The organism is Stenotrophomonas sp. YJH_SMC_119, assembly GCF_059368315.1.
In genome coordinates this window covers 1-15834 of the sequence record NZ_JCAFRP010000026.1, presented here as the reverse complement: position 1 = coordinate 15834, position 15834 = coordinate 1, and the positions used below count along the sequence as shown (strand labels likewise).

At 66.0% G+C, this 15834-nt stretch carries 16 protein-coding genes; 6 read left to right on the top strand and 10 right to left on the bottom strand.

Features of this window, described 5'->3' with window-relative positions; translation table 11 throughout:
- Positions 1-126: integrase core domain-containing protein (locus tag AC5P6S_RS20860; RefSeq protein ID WP_146257439.1), on the top strand; the 126-nt coding region annotated here is incomplete at its 5' end.
- Between the two features lie 67 nt (positions 127-193).
- Here AC5P6S_RS20860 and AC5P6S_RS20855 read toward each other — a convergent pair.
- Positions 194-577 carry a GtrA family protein gene (locus tag AC5P6S_RS20855; RefSeq protein ID WP_114618233.1) on the bottom strand — a complete coding sequence of 128 codons (384 nt, stop codon included), beginning with the start codon at positions 575-577 and terminating at the stop codon, positions 194-196.
- Between the two features lie 84 nt (positions 578-661).
- On the opposite strand from AC5P6S_RS20855, the gene glmU reads away from it, so the two are divergent.
- A complete protein-coding gene (gene glmU / locus AC5P6S_RS20850) occupies positions 662-2029 on the top strand; it encodes a bifunctional UDP-N-acetylglucosamine diphosphorylase/glucosamine-1-phosphate N-acetyltransferase GlmU (RefSeq protein ID WP_133050301.1) in 1368 nt (455 codons plus the stop codon).
- Complete coding sequence (locus AC5P6S_RS20845; protein ID WP_111172867.1) at positions 1998-2531, top strand: GNAT family N-acetyltransferase; 534 nt, start codon at positions 1998-2000, stop codon at positions 2529-2531. The genes glmU and AC5P6S_RS20845 overlap by 32 nt, the downstream gene beginning before the upstream one ends.
- Positions 2532-2587: 56 nt before the next feature.
- On the opposite strand, the gene AC5P6S_RS20840 is transcribed toward AC5P6S_RS20845, so the two are convergent.
- From AC5P6S_RS20840 to AC5P6S_RS20810, 7 genes are all read right to left on the bottom strand, one after another.
- Positions 2588-3940 (bottom strand): sensor histidine kinase, encoded by a 1353-nt coding sequence (locus AC5P6S_RS20840; protein WP_005414539.1) that lies wholly within the window; start codon positions 3938-3940, stop codon positions 2588-2590.
- On the bottom strand, positions 3937-5283 hold the full coding sequence (locus AC5P6S_RS20835) for a sigma-54-dependent transcriptional regulator (RefSeq protein ID WP_012481316.1): 1347 nt from the start codon (positions 5281-5283) through the stop codon (positions 3937-3939). The genes AC5P6S_RS20840 and AC5P6S_RS20835 overlap by 4 nt, the downstream gene beginning before the upstream one ends.
- Before the next feature lie 123 nt (positions 5284-5406).
- Positions 5407-5784, bottom strand: a complete 378-nt coding sequence (locus AC5P6S_RS20830) for a PDZ domain-containing protein (RefSeq protein ID WP_024957071.1) — start codon at positions 5782-5784, stop codon at positions 5407-5409.
- Positions 5785-5800: 16 nt separating this feature from the next.
- Entirely contained in the window at positions 5801-7018 is a 1218-nt protein-coding gene (locus AC5P6S_RS20825; protein WP_005411120.1) for an ABC transporter permease, read from the bottom strand.
- A 20-nt stretch (positions 7019-7038) separates the two neighbouring features.
- Entirely contained in the window at positions 7039-8337 is a 1299-nt protein-coding gene (locus AC5P6S_RS20820; RefSeq protein WP_235643899.1) for an ABC transporter permease, read from the bottom strand.
- Positions 8338-8347: 10 nt separating this feature from the next.
- Positions 8348-9073: an ABC transporter ATP-binding protein gene (locus AC5P6S_RS20815; RefSeq protein WP_005411118.1), complete on the bottom strand. Its 726-nt coding sequence runs from the start codon at positions 9071-9073 to the stop codon at positions 8348-8350.
- 42 nt (positions 9074-9115) lie between these two features.
- The gene (locus AC5P6S_RS20810; protein WP_012481314.1) at positions 9116-10393 is read right to left on the bottom strand and encodes an efflux RND transporter periplasmic adaptor subunit; all 1278 of its coding nucleotides are present in this window, start codon (positions 10391-10393) and stop codon (positions 9116-9118) included.
- 203 nt (positions 10394-10596) lie between these two features.
- Here AC5P6S_RS20810 and glmS point away from each other — a divergent pair, with 203 nt between their 5' ends.
- Positions 10597-12435, top strand: coding sequence for a glutamine--fructose-6-phosphate transaminase (isomerizing) (gene glmS, locus AC5P6S_RS20805; protein ID WP_012481313.1), 1839 nt, complete (start codon positions 10597-10599; stop codon positions 12433-12435).
- 446 nt (positions 12436-12881) lie between these two features.
- Entirely contained in the window at positions 12882-13313 is a 432-nt protein-coding gene (locus AC5P6S_RS20800; protein WP_005411115.1) for a CBS domain-containing protein, read from the top strand.
- Positions 13314-13380: 67 nt separating this feature from the next.
- Here the strand turns inward: AC5P6S_RS20800 and AC5P6S_RS20795 are convergent, their stop codons facing one another.
- Both AC5P6S_RS20795 and gloA read right to left on the bottom strand, forming a co-directional pair.
- Positions 13381-13809, bottom strand: coding sequence for a VOC family protein (locus AC5P6S_RS20795; RefSeq protein WP_005414534.1), 429 nt, complete (start codon positions 13807-13809; stop codon positions 13381-13383).
- A gap of 94 nt (positions 13810-13903) precedes the next feature.
- Positions 13904-14422 carry a lactoylglutathione lyase gene (gene gloA / locus AC5P6S_RS20790; RefSeq protein ID WP_049397110.1) on the bottom strand — a complete coding sequence of 173 codons (519 nt, stop codon included), beginning with the start codon at positions 14420-14422 and terminating at the stop codon, positions 13904-13906.
- Positions 14423-14547: 125 nt separating this feature from the next.
- On the opposite strand from gloA, the gene AC5P6S_RS20785 reads away from it, so the two are divergent.
- Positions 14548-15660 carry a PLP-dependent cysteine synthase family protein gene (locus AC5P6S_RS20785; protein WP_005411112.1) on the top strand — a complete coding sequence of 371 codons (1113 nt, stop codon included), beginning with the start codon at positions 14548-14550 and terminating at the stop codon, positions 15658-15660.
- Positions 15661-15834: the final 174 nt, after the last annotated feature.

Genomic DNA, 15834 nt, shown 5'->3' with positions numbered 1-15834 from the left:
CAGCGCAATTCCGTGCTGACCCAATGGCTGCACCACTACAACTGGCACCGCCCTCACATGGGGATCGGTGGCCAGCCACCTATTTCCAGAGTCCTGCTGAACAACGTGGTGGGTTTACACAACTAACAGTCGACTCTACCAGTCCCGGTCCCCAGTCCCGATCCCCGATCCCGATCCCGATCCTGGTGCCGTCTCAGCGATACACCACGTACCGCATCAGCAGGAACGACACACACGCCAGGCCGCCTTCCACCAGCGGTTTGGCCAGCCAGGTGTACTGCAGGCCCAGCGCATGGTCCACCAGGCTCACCAGCAATGTGCTCGCCACGGTGAGCAGCAGCCATAGACTGAAAAAGCGTGCAAATCGCTTCCATCCCAGCTTGCGGGTGCCGGCCTCGGCAAAGGTGTAGCGGCCGTTGAGCCAGAAGCCCAGCAGCATGCCGGCCAGGCGCCCGGCGATGTTGGCCGGCGCCACGGGCATGCCCAGTGCGGTGGTGACCACGAACACGAGCCAGTCGAGCAGCAGCTGCACGAGCCCGATGACGAGGTAGGCGCTTCCCTGGCGGACGAGGCTCATCGGCATGGCGAAGGGAGGAGGGATGCCCATGTTAACGGCGCACGCTCTAGAATCACCGGCAACGAACCACGGACCGCCGTTCCCATGACCCAACCCCTGCACGTCATCATCCTCGCTGCCGGCGCAGGCAAGCGCATGAAGTCGGTGCTGCCGAAGGTGCTGCAGCCGATCGCGGGCCAGCCGATGCTGGCGCACGTGATCGACGCGGCCCGTGAGCTCCAGCCGGCGGCGATCCACGTGGTCCATGGCCACGGCGGCGAGGCGGTGCGCCAGTACTTCGCCGGCCAACCCGACCTGCAATGGGCCGAGCAGGCACAGCAGCTCGGCACCGGCCACGCGGTAGCGCAGGCGATGCCCCAGGTTCCCGACCTGGCGCAGGTGCTGGTCCTGTACGGCGACGTGCCGCTGATCCGTGCGCAGACCCTGCGCGACCTGCTCGCACAGCCGGGCCGGCTGGCGGTACTGGTGGCCGATGTCGATGACCCGACCGGATATGGCCGCGTGCTGCGCGATGCCGAGGGCAAGGTTGGCGCGATCATCGAGCAGAAGGACGCCACCGATGACCAGCTGCGCGTGCGCACGATCAATACCGGCATCATCGCGGCCGAATCGACTGCGCTGCGCCGTTGGCTGTCGCAGCTTTCCAACAGCAATGCACAGGGCGAGTACTACCTCACCGATGTCTTTGCGTTTGCCGCCCATGAATACACGCCGGCCGAAATGGCGCTGGTGGCCGACGCGCAGGAGGCCGAAGGGGCAAACGACCCCTGGCAGCTCTCGCAGCTGGAGCGCGCCTGGCAGCGTCGTGCGGTACGGGCCCTGTGCGCACAGGGGGCGCGCGTGCGCGATCCGGCCCGGCTCGACATCCGCGGCACTGTCACCGTGGGCAGCGACGTGCTGGTCGACGTCGATGTCGTGCTCGAGGGCAACGTGGTGCTCGGCGACGGCGTCACCGTCGGTCCGTTCAACCGTTTGAAGGACGTCAACCTTGGGCCGGGCACCGAAGTGCGTGCGCACTGCGACCTGGAGGGCGTGGTTACCGAGGGCGCCGCGCAGATCGGCCCGTTCGCGCGCCTGCGACCGGGCACCGTGCTGGCCGATGGCGTGCACGTCGGCAACTTCGTCGAGACCAAGAAGGTCACGCTGGGTGTCGGTAGCAAGGCCAATCACCTCACCTACCTGGGCGATGCGGTGATCGGCAGCAAGGTGAACATCGGCGCTGGCACCATCACCTGCAACTACGATGGCGTGAACAAGTCGACCACCACCATCGGCGACAACGCGTTCATCGGCTCCAACAGTTCGCTGGTGGCACCGGTGACCATTGGCGACGGCGCGACCATTGCCGCCGGTTCGGTCATCACCCGCAACGCGCCGGACGGCAAGCTGACACTGGCGCGTGTCCGACAGGAAACCATCGATGGCTGGAAGCGCCCGCTCAAGAAGTCCTGAGCCCCGCATTCCCCGCGCCGATGAACTCGGTGTGCTGCCCGGCATCGAGCAGCGCGCCGGCGAGGTGTTGAGGGGCCATGAGGCCTATCCGGTGTTCGCCGGGCATGGCCTGGACCTGCCGACACTACAGGATGGCCTTGAACGCGGGCAGCTGTGGGTGGTGGATGCGGCAGACGGTGGCATCGCCGGCTATCTGCTTGCCGGCGAACTGGCAGGTGAGTTCCACGTGCTGCAGATGGATGTGGATCCTGCACACGCGCGGCAAGGTCATGGGCGCACGTTGTTGCGCCATGCATTGGTACAGGCCCGGGCGGCGGGCTATCGCTCGGCCGTGCTGACCACGTTGTCCGACGTGCCGTGGAATGCGGCCTTCTATGCCAGTGAAGGGTTCGTCGCCGTACCGGAGGCGGAGTGGGGTGCAGGGCTGCAGGCGGTGATGGCCGAAGAGGCCGCGCTGGGGTTTCCGATGCATCTACGCGTGGCGATGCGGCAGGCCTGGTAGGTGCCGACCTCGGTCGGCAAATCCACGCATCGCGTGGATCTACCCGATCGGTCCGCTCAACCCACCGGCAGCAGGATCGACACGCACAACCCGCCATCGCCGCGGTTCTGCAGTGACACCCGTCCGCCGTGGGCCTCCACGATCTCCCGCGTCAGCGCCAGCCCCAGCCCGGTGCCATTGCGCTTGGTCGAATAGAACGGCATCAGTGCGTTCTGCAGCACCTGCTCGTTCATGCCCTTGCCGCGGTCAAGCACGTCCAGGCGCAGCCACTGCGGCAGCCGGGTCAGCTGTACCTGCACATCGTCGTTGGGCGGCTCGGCTTCAGCGCAGGCTTCGTGCGCATTCTTCAGCAGGTTCAACAACGCCTGCCCGAACTGCGCGATGTCGATGCGGCTGCTCAGCTCCTCGTCCGGCTCACGTTCCATGCCGAACGGGATCTGCTGGCGCAGGCTGGACAGGAACGGCGCCCAGTGCACGGTCTGCAGCTGCGGCTGTGGCAGCTTGGCAAAGCGCGCATAGCCACGGATGAAGCCTTCCAGGTGGCGTGCGCGGTCCTCGATGGTGGTGAAGATCTCGGGCAGCCGGTCAAAGCGCTCACGCTGCACCAGCACGCCGCCGGAATGGGCGAGCGAAGCAATCGGCGCCAGTGAGTTGTTGAGCTCGTGGCTGATCACCCGGATCACCTTCTTCCAGGTCTGCACTTCCTGGCGGCGCAGCTCGGCGGTCAACAGGCGCACCAGCAGCAGGTCGTGCGGACGACCGTTGAGCTGGAAGGCACGCCGCGAGAGGTGATAGACCTGCTCGTCATCCTCATCGCCGTCCTCCCCCTCGGCGTGCACCGCGAACAGGCTGTCACCGCCACGGGCGATGGCATCGCGCAGTTCCACCGGCACCTGTTCCAGCACGTCTTCCAGGCGCTGGCCTTCCAGCTTCCAACCGCCGTGCAGCAGCTTGCGCGCGGCCAGGTTGGAGAACACCACGCGGGCGATGCCATCACCGCCGGAGGCGATCAACAGCATCGCAACCGGCGTGTTCTGCACCATGGTGTCCAGCAGCAGCTCACGTTGCACCAGGCCCTGCCGCTGCTCACGCAGTACATCACCCAGTTCCCGGTGTGCCTGCACCAGGTCGCCGAGCTCGTCATTGCCGGGCCAGTGCACGCCGAAGTTGTATTCGCCGTCGCGATAACTGCTGGTGGTGCCCGCCAGGGCACGCATCAGCGAGCGTACCGGCGCCGTGGCACGGCGCAGGGTCCACCACATCAGCGACAGCAGGATCAGCGCCGATACCGTGGTCACCACCCAACCATGGTCCATCCAGTAGGCCAGCAGCCACGGCAGTGCCGCAGCCAGTGCCAGCACCGGCAGCAGGCGCAGGAACAGGCGGAAAGTGAACGAGCGCCGCTTCATTCGCGTGGAATACCGTGGCGGTCCATGCGCCGGTACAGCGCCTGGCGGCTCAGGCCGAGCTCGGCGGCGGCCTGGGCGATGACGCCATGGTTGCGCGCCAGCACATCCTCGATGCGTGCGCGGTCGGGATCATTGCCTGCGCTGGGTGCCGGTCGTGGTGCGGCGGCTGCGCGCGGCAGGTTGAGATCGGCCACTTCGATGCGGTTGCCGGTGGCCAGCAGTTCGGCACGCTGGATCACGTTGCGCAGCTCGCGCACGTTGCCTGGCCAGGGGTGCCGCTGCAGTGCTGCGGTGGCGGCGCTGGACAGCGGCTTGCCAGCGGTCAGGAATCGCTCGGCCAGCGGCACGATGTCGCCCGGGCGGTCGGCCAGCGGCGGCAGCACCAGTTCCACCGTGTTGAGGCGGTAATAGAGATCTTCGCGGAAGGTACCCTCGCGGATCATCGCCGGCAGGTCGGCATTGGTCGCGCTGACCACGCGGACCTTGACCTGGCGCTCGCGGTTGGAACCCAGGCGCTCGAAGCGGCCGGTTTCCAGCACGCGCAGCAGCTTCATCTGCCCGCCGAGCGACAGGTTGCCGATCTCATCCAGGAACAGGGTGCCACCATCGGCGGCCTCGAACTTGCCTTCGCGCGCCTTGTTGGCGCCGGTATACGCACCGGCCTCGGCACCGAACAGTTCGGCTTCGATCAGTTCCGAGGGCAACGCGCCACAGTTGACCGCCACGAACGGGCCCTTGGCCACCAGCGAATTGGCCTGGATGATCTGCGCGATCTTCTCCTTGCCGGCACCGTTCGCGCCGGTGATCAGTACCGGCAGTTCCGAGCGTGCGACCTGGCAGGCGAGGGCGATGACGCGCTCGCTGGCGGGGTCGGCGAAGACCGCGCCGCACAGGTCGTACTTCTCTTCCAGCGCGTTGCGCTGGTGCAGTTCACGGCTGCGGCGCCGGTCCAGTTCGCGGCGTGCCTCGGACAGTTCCAGCAGGTTGTTGACCGTGGTCATCAGCTTGCGGTCGTCCCAGGGCTTGGCCAGGTAGTCGGCCGCACCGGCCTTGACCAGGTCCACTGCACTGCTCAGGTGGGTCCAGGCGGTAAGCAGGATCACCGGCAGGTCCGGATGGCGCGCACGGATCTGCGCGAACAACGCTTCGCCCTCCTCACCGGAGGTGGTGTCCTCGCTGAAGTTCATGTCCTGGATCACCAGATCGACCGGCTGCGACTCGAGCAGGGCCAGCCCATCGGCGGGCGTGTGCGCCTGCAGGGTGTCGATGTCGTGCAGGGAGAACAGCACGTCCAGCGCAGTACCCACGCTGGCGTTGTCGTCGATGATCAGGATCGCAGGCATTAAGCGGTTCTGCAGAAAGGGATGGGCGGCGCCGATGGAGCCGTTCGTGTCCACGCACCGGGAGAGCCCGGCGCCACCCATCAAGCATAGCCAAACCTGTGGCCGTGCAGGAGCGGATGATGCTCAGCGCCCGGGTGGGGCTGGCGGAGGTGGTGGCGCGGGTGGTGGCGGGACCTCCAATGCCTGTCGCCACGCAGCGGCGTTGACCGCCACCGTCAGTTCGCGCTTGTCGCGGCGCAGCAACAGATAGGCGCTGGCCGCGTGGGAATGGCGCAGTGCCTCGGCCAGATGTTCAACCCGGCGCACCGCCGTGTCGTCCACGCGGAGGATGCGATCGCCACTGCGCACGCCGAAGCGCACTTCCGGGCTGGCGGCCTCCACATGCACCTGGCCTTCGGTCGAGCGCAGCGACAGCCGCGCTCCATCGCGGCGCCATTCCAGCGTCTGTGCGCTGCCACCACCGGCCAGCGCCGGCAGGGGCAGGAGCAGCATCAGGCACATCGCGCAGGCACGCATCTCACGCGCCCCGCGTGGCGACCGCAGGCGGTACCGCCGCCGCACGCCGTGCCGGACCGAACACCGCAATCTGGCCCAGTATCCACAGCAGCAGCGCACCCAGCGGCAGGTAGTACAGCGGCATGCGCGGCAGCTCGTACAGGTTCATCAGGGCCAGGTTGATCGCGTACGCCGCCAGCATGCCCAGCACGATGCCCAGCGAGGCCAGCAGGAAGTTCTCGGTCTGGAAGTAGCGCAGGATCTGCCCGCGGGTGGCGCCCAGCGCACGGCGGATGCCGATCTGCTTGCTGCGCTGCTGCACCCAGAAGCTGGCCAGGCCGATGATGCCCAGCGCAGTGACCACCAGCAGCGAGATGCTGACGGTGATCAGCAGGCCGACCATCGCGCGGTCGTTCTTGAAGAAGTCCTTGCGCTGGTCTTCATAGGTCAGCTTGTCGCGCATCAGGCGGTTGGGGTCGTTGCGCTCCAGCGCGGCGGCACCGGCATCGAGTACCTCCTGGCGGCGTTCCGGCGAAGTACGCAACACGTAGGTACCACCCTTGTCGAAGCTGACCCGGATCGGCAGCAGCATCGAGTTGGTCCAGTTGTCATTCCAGCCATTGGGCGTGCTGAGCGTGTCGACGATGCCGACCACATGCAGCGACTGCTTGCCCATGTAGTAGGTCTTGCCCAGGGCGCTGCCGTTGGGCTCCATCTTGGCGGCGGTGGCCTGGGTGAGGATGACCGGGATGGCCTTTTCCTTGGCGCCACCCTTGCTGACGTCTTCGAAGTTCTGGTACTCGTCGGGCAGGAAATCGCGGCCGGCGATCAGATTGATGCCCATCGTGGCCAGCCCGTTCTCGGACAGGGTGTACATCGAAGCGTTGGTGGTCGGCCGTTCCTGGTCGATCACCCGCGAGATGCTGCTGCTGGAGGAGCCGTTGCGGAAGGGGACCTGGTTGATGATGGTGACGTTGCTGACGCCGGGAATCGCGCGCAGCGATGCCAGGTCCTCGCGGGTGCGGGACATGGCGTCGGTCTGCTTGCCGATGCCGCTGACGCGCAGCATCACCAGTTCGCTCTCGGCGATACCGCTGGGCATGCTGATTTTCTCCACGCGCTGGCTGACCAGGAACAGCGCGTTGCAGACGATGGCGCAGGTCAGTGCGACTTCCAGCACGATCAGGGCGGCAGCGGTCTTGTGCCGGCGCAGCGTGCTGAGGATGGGGCGGATGTCCATGGGAGTCCTCGTTCGGGTGCTTACTGCGACTTGAGCTGGATGGCCGGGGTGACCTGCATCGCGCGCCAGGCGGGCAGGAATCCGGCGGCGAGGCTGGCGAACAGGGTCAGGCCCAGCGCGAGCAGCAGCATGTTGCCGTCCAGGTGGGCCAGCTTTGCGTATTCCACCGGCTGCTGGCGCACCGCGAACAGGCCAAGCAGGGCAAGGCCGATACCCAGCACGCCACCGACCACGCCCACCGCGCCGGCTTCCACCAGGCACTGCAGGAAGATCTGGCCACGGCTGGCGCCGAGTGCACGGCGCACGCCGATCTCACCACTGCGGCGCAGGAACTTGGCCAGCAGCAGGCCTACCGTGTTGACCAGGCAGACACCGAGGAAGCCCAGCGCCAGCCACAGCTGCAGGCGCACGTCGCTGGGCACGGCACCATTGAAGTCCAGCCATTCCATCACGGTGCGCAGGCGCACGTTCGGCGGATGCTTGAAGCGGCCGGCCTCGCGCTGCTGGGTCGAATAGTTCTCCAGGTAGCGGCGGTAGTCGCCGGCCTTGACCGGGTCCATTTCCACCCAGTACTGCAGCCACGCGCAGGGTGCATTGAGCGAGTAGCTGTTGCCGTCGGGGTTTTCGCCGAAGCAGTTCATGTTGCCGTTGTTGCCGAGCTTCAGGTCGAACGAGGTGGAGATCGGCAGCAGCAGGTCTTCGTTCTTGCCGTAGCTGCCGGTGGTCAGGTCGTAGAAGTGCGGCTCCGGGCTCCATTCCTTCATCACGCCGACGATGCGGTAACTCTGGCCTTCCATGCGCAGGTCGCGGCCCACGCTGTTGGCGCCCTGGTACAGCTTGTCGTTGAGCGCCTTGGAGATGACCACCACGCGTGCGCGGCCTTCATCGTCCTCTCGCGTCCAGGGGCGGCCGTACTGCATGGGCACCTCGAACATCGGGAAGAAATCGGCCGAGGTCCAGCGGGTGTCGATGCTGAAGGGCTTGAGCGTGCTGTTGTCCGGTTCGATGGTGCCGCCGCCGCCGCTCATCAGCGCCTGGCGCTCGCCCTTGGCCTCGCGCAGCAGCGCTTCACCGTCGAAGCGGGTCAGCTGGGTTTCCGGTTCCTCGCCGGCGACATAGGCGCCGGTCGCGGCATCGAGCTGCACGTAGAACAGGCGGTCACTCTTGCCCGGAATCGGGTCGCCGGACAGCACGTGGAATACGGTCAACGTGGTCATCGAGGCGCCGATGCCGAGCGCGATGGCGATCACCATCAGCGCGGTCAGGACCTTGTTGCGGCGGAAACTGCGCGCCGCCAATCGGGCGTAGTAGGCGAACATGGTCGGGCCCTCACTCGTTGACGGCGACGATGTGGCGCAACGGCGTGGCCAGCACCGGCTCGCGCACCAGGTCGGTCACCTGGCCATCGACGATGTGCACGTTGCGCTGCGCACGCGCGGCCAGTTCCGGGTCGTGGGTGACCATCACGATGGTGGTGCCGGCGGCGTTGATCTCCTCCAGCAGCTCCATCACGCCCCGGGCCATCTGCGTATCCAGATTGCCGGTCGGTTCGTCGGCCAGCAGCAGGCGCGGGCTGCCGGCCAGCGCACGCGCGATGGCCGCGCGCTGCTGCTGGCCACCCGACAGTTCATTCGGATAGTGCTTCATGCGCGAGCCCAGGCCGACCTGGGTCAGTGCCTTCTCGATGCGTTCGCGGCGCTCGTTGGCGCTCATCCTGCGATAGCGCAGCGGAACGTCGACGTTGTCGAACAGGTTCAGGTCGGGGATCAGGTTGAAGCCCTGGAAGATGAAGCCGATCTTCTGGTTGCGCAGGCGGCTGCGGGCGTCGTCGCCCAGCGTGCTCACGTCCTGGCCGTCCAGCATGTAGGTACCGCTGGTGAAGGTTTCCAGCAGGCCGGCGATGTTGAGGAAGGTGGTCTTGCCGGAGCCGGACGGGCCGGTGACCGCGACGAACTCACCTTCCTTGACCTGCAGTTCCAGCGAGCGCAGTGCGTGGGTTTCCACCTGTTCGGTGCGGAAGACCTTGGCGACCGAACGCATTTCGAGCATGTACATGGGGTGTCCTCTCTCCAGGATTCAGGTATTAGGTATCAGGTATCAGTTGACGGAGACGCGTTCGGCGTCCTTGAACAGGTCGCTGCCGGAGACCACGATGCGGTCGCCCGGCTGCACACCCGACTTGATTTCCACTTCGCCCAGGCTGCTGACGCCCAGTTCCACCGGACGGCGCACGGCGGTGCGGCCATCCATCACGTAGGCCATGCCGTTGCCCTGTTCGACGAACGGGCCACGCTCGACCTTCAGCACGTTCTTGCGGGTATCGAGCAGCACGCGCACCGACATCCGTTGGCTCTGGCGCAGGCCTTCCGGCTGCGCGCTGGCAAAGCGCACGCGCGCGTTGACCTCACCGTTGACCACTTCCGGCGACACCGCGCTGATCTCGCCCGGGAAGGGCTGGCCGTTGCCACCGGTCAGCTGTGCGGGCATGCCGATCGCCAGGTCGCGGGCGAAGCTCTCCGGCACCTTGATCTCGACTTCGAACTTGGACAGGTCGACCACGCCCAGCACCGGGGCATTGGCGGCCAGGTTGGTGGACTGTACCGCCTGCACCTGGCCGACCTGGCCATCGAACGGGGCACGCAGCGTCAGCGCATCGACCTGGCGCTGTACTTCGGCCACCACCGCCTTCTGGCGATCGGCCAGCAGGCGCTTGTTGCGGGCATCCAGGTCCGCGCCCTGGCTCTGCAGGCGGGCATCGGTGGTGGCGTTGGCCAGGGTGATGTCGGCCTTCTTCAGCGAGTCCTTGGCCTTGGCCAGGTCGATCTGCGGCACCGCCCCGCCGTCGTAGCCGCGCTGGTAGCGCTGCAGGTCGCGGTCGGCGGCCTGCCGTTCGATGGTGGCCTGGTCGGTTTCCTTGCGCGACTTGGCGCGGGCCAGTGTGGCGTCCAGCGCGGCACGGCTGGCCTCGGCCTCCAGGCCGGCCAGGGTGGCCTGTTCCTGGGCCAGCTTGCTGCGCAGTTCGGGGCTGTCGATGACCGCCAGCTCCTGCCCCTTCTTCACCACGTCACCGGCGACCACCTTCAGGTCCACGGTGCCCGCAGAGATGGCATACAGGACCGGGCTGTTGGCGGCGATCACGCGGCCGTCGGCGGCGATGTCACGGACCAGGTCGCCCCGCTTCACTTCGGCGATGCGCACGCGGCTGCTGTCGAAGGAACGGCTGGCGTTGGACCAGGCGTGCACGGCCCAGCCGATGCCGGCGAGCAGGGCGATCGTGCCCAGCGCCGGCCAACGGTAACGGAGCCAGTTGGCGCGCGGAGCGCTGGCCGGAGTGGAGGAAACGATCTGGTCCTGGGCGGAAGTGTCGCGGATCATCGGGTGCGTGCCTGACGGTGGTAGCCAGTACCAAGCACGTAGCGTGCCAACTTTAATTCCTTATGGGTCAATGAGTTGGGGCGTGATGTGAAGTGTCCGGGTGTCCGCGGACACCTTTCCGGACACTTTCATTAAGCGGACAGGAGGGGGAGCGCGGGCACGCAGGCTAGAATGCGACGATCGTCTTCAAGGAAACGCGTGACATGTGTGGAATCGTGGGTGCGATCGCTGATCGCGACGTAGTGCCGGTGCTGATCGAAGGCCTGAAGCGGCTGGAGTACCGTGGTTACGATTCCTCCGGCATCGCGGTGATCGACCAGGGTGAGCGCCGCGATGTACGTCGCGTGCGTCGTACCGGTCGTGTGTCGGAAATGGCCACGGCGGCCGAGGCCGAGGGCTTCAACGCGGTGCTGGGCATCGGCCACACCCGCTGGGCCACCCATGGGGGCGTCACCGAGGCCAACGCGCATCCGCACATCAGCCATGGCGTGGCGCTGGTGCACAACGGCATCATCGAGAACCACGAAGAGCAGCGCGAGAAGCTGCGTGCGCTGGGCTACACCTTCGAGTCGCAGACCGACACCGAAGTCATCGCACACCTGATCCACCATCACCTGAAGAGTGGTGACGACCTGCTGGTGGCGCTGCAGCATACGGTGAAGGAGCTGACCGGTGCCTACGCACTGGCCGTGGTCAGCCGCGCCGAGCCGGAACGCTTCGTCTGCGCGCGGATGGGCTGCCCGCTGCTGATCGGCCTGGGCGAGGGCGAGAACTTCGTTGCTTCCGACGTCTCGGCGGTGATCTCGGCCACCCGCAAGGTGATTTTCCTGGAAGAGGGCGATACCGCCGAGATCCGTCGCGATGGCGTGCGCATCTTCGACGAGCACGACCGGCCGATCGAGCGCGACGTGCATCTGTCCGATGTGTCGCTGGCATCGCTGGAGCTGGGCCCGTACCGCCACTTCATGCAGAAGGAGATCCACGAGCAGCCGCGCGCGCTGGGCGACACCATCGAGGCGGCGATCGACGCCGGTGGTTTCCCGGCCGGGCTGTTCGGCAAGAACGCCGAAGCGGTGCTGTCGGGCATCGAGGGTGTGCAGATCATCGCCTGCGGCACCAGCTACTACGCCGGCCTGACCGCGCGCTACTGGATCGAAGCCATCGCCGGCCTTCCGTGCAGCGTGGAGATCGCCAGCGAGTACCGCTATCGCGCGGCCTACGCGAACCCGAAGCATCTGATCGTCACCATCTCCCAGTCCGGCGAAACGCTGGATACGATGGAAGCGCTGAAGTACGCCAAGTCGCTCGGCCACAAGCACACGCTGTCGATCTGCAACGTGCCGGAAAGTGCGATTCCGCGCGCCAGCGAACTGGTGTGCTACACCCGTGCCGGTGCCGAGATCGGCGTGGCCTCGACCAAGGCCTTCACCACCCAGCTGGCGGCACTGTTCCAGCTGACCGTGGTGCTGGGCAAGCTGCACGGCCGCATCGACGCGGCGCAGGAAGCGGACTACCTCGAGCAGCTGCGCTTCCTGCCGGGCAGCGTGCAGCACGCATTGAACATGGAGCCGCAGATCGCTGCCTGGGCCGAGCGTTTCGCACGCAAGAGCAGCGCGCTGTTCCTGGGCCGTGGCCTGCATTACCCGATCGCGCTGGAAGGCGCGCTCAAGCTCAAGGAAATCTCCTACATCCACGCCGAGGCCTACCCGGCAGGCGAGCTGAAGCATGGCCCGCTGGCGCTGGTGGACGAGGACATGCCGGTGGTGGTGATCGCGCCGAACGACAGCCTGCTGGAGAAGGTGAAGTCGAACATGCAGGAAGTGCGCGCGCGTGGCGGTGAACTGTTCGTGTTCGCCGACCAGGACAGCAACTTCAACGAGTCCGAAGGCGTGCACGTGATCCGTACGCCGCGTCATGCCGGCGTGCTCAGCCCGATCGTGCACACCATTCCGGTGCAGTTGCTGGCCTACCACACCGCGCTGGCGCGCGGCACCGACGTGGATAAGCCGCGCAACCTGGCCAAGAGCGTGACGGTGGAGTAACACCCGTCAGCTCGGTTGGAGGTTGCAAGCGAAGGGGGCCGTGTGGGCCCCCTTTCGTTTGTGCCGGTGGCAGCGGCAAGTGGGACAGTCACAGGGTGTTCTGTCCACCGTCGGCAGCAGGCAATCAATCTTTAACGCGTGGCATCGCGTGTATTCAGCGGCGGTTTCAGCCGCGGTGCCATTCTCTGGATCGTCGGTTGGTTCCCACGACGAACTGTCCTATCGATGCCGGTAGTGACCGATGGTCGCAGTCGTAGAATCGATTTGACCGAGGTCCGGGTTGAGCGGTTGAGCCCACCTCGTTCGCGTTGCAGCACGTCGTCTGCCGATCCGTTCCAAGCGGCAGCCGGGTGCGCCAGACGTGCGCTGAAAGGTCTGTTCCCGGGGAGGGGGCGTATCGGAAGAGCACACTTTTTGACTTCAGTGACCTGCACCAGGAAACAAGAATGAACGTCCGCGAACTCCTGCAATCCAAGAAAGAAGCTGTCATCACCATCGATGCCGAAGACACCATTGGTGCCGCCGCCCACAAGATGAGCGCGAACAGGATCGCTGCACTGGTGGTGATGAAGGACGATGCCCCGGTCGGCATCATTTCCGAGAAGGACATCGTGCGTACCCTGGCCGACGACGGCCCGCAGGCCGGCCGCCGGGTGATTTCCAGCCTGCCGTCCACCGGCCTGGAGGGCATCGCCCCGGAGGCCACCCTGAAGCAGGCCATGTCGTTGATGACGTACTCGCGGCGCCGTCATCTGATGGTCACCGAAGGCACTCGTCTGGTCGGCATCCTCAGCCTGGGCGACATCGTGAAGAACCTGCTGGGCGAGCTGGAGCTGGAAAAGGCCGTGCTGCAGGACATCTACATGGCCGCCCACTGAGGGCTGCAGCGCTGGAAGCAGAGAAGCCGGGCATTGCCCGGCTTCTTCGTTCACGGCATCGGTGAAATCAGAAAGTGACCTTCACCGAGTCGGCGCTGTAGTTGGCTGGGCCGTGGTAGACCACTTCGATGTTGTTGCCGTCCGGGTCAAGCACGAACGCGCCGTAGTAGCCCGGGTGGTAAGGGCGTTCACCGGGCGCGCCGTTGTCGGTGCCGCCGGCGGCGATCGCGGCGGTATGGAAGGCATCGACGGTGGCGCTGTCGCGGGCCTGGAAGGCCAGATGGTGGCGGCCGGTCAGCTGGCCGGCGGCGGCCGTGCTGCTGGCGCTGGAAATGAACAGCTCATCGGCCCAGAAGTAGTCATCGCCTTCACCGGCGATCGGGATGCCGATCGTATCGAACACCGCCTGGTAGAAGCGGCGGCTGGCCGCCAGGTCGCGCACTACCAGCTGGATGTGGTCGATCAGGCGGCCGCGGTGCAGTTCCATCGTTTCCATACGAACCTCGCAGAAAAAGGGGACGGAGGGGATTAAGTCGCTTCCAGCCCAATAATGCCAGAAACGACTTAATCCCCTCCGTCCCCTTTTCGGGTCAGACGTTGGCGATGATCTCGACCCAGTAGCCGTCCGGGTCCTTGATGAAAGCCAAGTTCTTCATGCGGCCGTCGGTCAGGCGCTTCTGGAAGGTCACGCCCAGATCCTCGAAGCGCTGGCAGGCGGCCTCGATGTCCGGCACCGACACGCAGATGTGGCCGAAGCCGCGCGGGTCGCTGTTGCCGTCGTGGTAGACCGCGCCGTCCTGGGTTTCGGTGCCGTGGTTGTGGGTCAGTTCCAGCACGCCCGGCAGCCCGGCCATCCACAGGCGGCGGGCGTTGTCATCTTCCGGCACCGTGACGCCAGCTGGCACGTAGGCCAGGAAGTACAGGCTGAACTGGGCCTCGGGGAAGTCGCGCTTGTCGATCAGCTGGTAGCCGAGCACGCGGGTGTAGAAGTCCAGCGAAGTGGCAATGTCCTTCACGCGCAGCATGGTGTGGTTGAACACGAAGCCGGTGGTTTCGGCCGGGGCCTGGGCGGCGACGCCGGGAACATCGCGCAGGGCGGGAATGGTCATGGGGGAGGTCCTTCAGACAGGGCCGTTGCCGGCCGGATGGCGCCATTCTACCGGCCAGCACCTGACGGCACTGCGACGTACAATGGCCGGATCGCACCGTTCCGTCCTGACAACGATTGCCCGCCATGTCGCAGCGTGAATGGGTGGCTGCCGCCATCCGCAAGATCGAAGCTGATTTCAACCGTTCCGCCGATACCCACCTGATCCCGCTGGCGCTGCCAGGGTTCGAGGGCATCGACCTGTACCTGAAGGATGAGTCGAGCCATCCCACCGGCAGCCTGAAGCACCGGCTGGCGCGCTCGCTGTTCCTGTATGCGCTGGCCAATGGCTGGTTGCGTGAAGGGCGTCCGGTGATCGAGGCCTCCAGCGGCTCGACCGCCGTGTCCGAAGCCTATTTCGCGCGGCTGCTCGGCCTGCCGTTCATTGCGGTGATCCCGGCCTCCACCTCGCCTGAAAAGATCGCCGCGATCGAGTTCCACGGCGGCCGTTGCCACCTGGTCGAACGTGCCTGCGACCTCAACTGTGATTCGGAAAAGCTGGCCCGTGAAACCGGTGGCCACTTCATGGACCAGTTCACCTATGCCGAGCGCGCCACCGACTGGCGTGCCAACAACAACATCGCCGAGTCCATCTTCAAGCAGATGGCCGAGGAGCCCAGCCCGGTTCCGGAATGGATCGTGTGCAGCCCCGGTACCGGCGGTACCGCAGCGACGCTGGGCCGCTATGTCAGCTATCGCCGGCATGACACCCGCATCCTCTGTGCGGACCCGGAAGTGTCGGTGTTCTTCGATGGCTACAAAGCCGCCGTGGCCGGTGAGCAGGACTGGCGCGGCCTGACCTGCAGCGGTGGCTCGCGCGTGGAAGGCATCGGCCGGCCGCGGGTAGAGGCGAGCTTCATCCCGACCAGTGTCGATGCGATGGTGAAGGTGCCCGATGCGCTGAGCCTGGCCGCGATGCGCCATGTCAGCCGCCAGCTGGGCCGCCGTGTCGGTGGCTCCACCGGCACCAACTTCATCGGTGTGCTGCAGGCGGCGCAGTGGATGCGCGAGGCGGGCCACCAGGGCAGCATCGTCAGCATCCTGTGCGACAGCGGCGAGCGCTACGCGCAGAGCTACTACGACCCGTCGTGGTATGCGCGCCAGGGCATCGATGTCGACGGCGCCGATGCGCAACTGGCGGCGGCGGTGGCCGGGCAGGGACTGCCCGAATTGCCGTGGTGCAGCCTGGAAGCGTTGTAACGCGGCAACGCACGGCCGGCTGTGCGTCGGCTGGGTAGAGTCGACTGTTAGTTGTGATCTCTCGGTAGGTTGTTCATCCGGGACATCTTTGGAAAATGGTGGTTACCACACCTCTCCAGACCCCAAAGAGCCCGGATGAACCACCATAAAAATGCCCGTTTGACCGTCCATAGT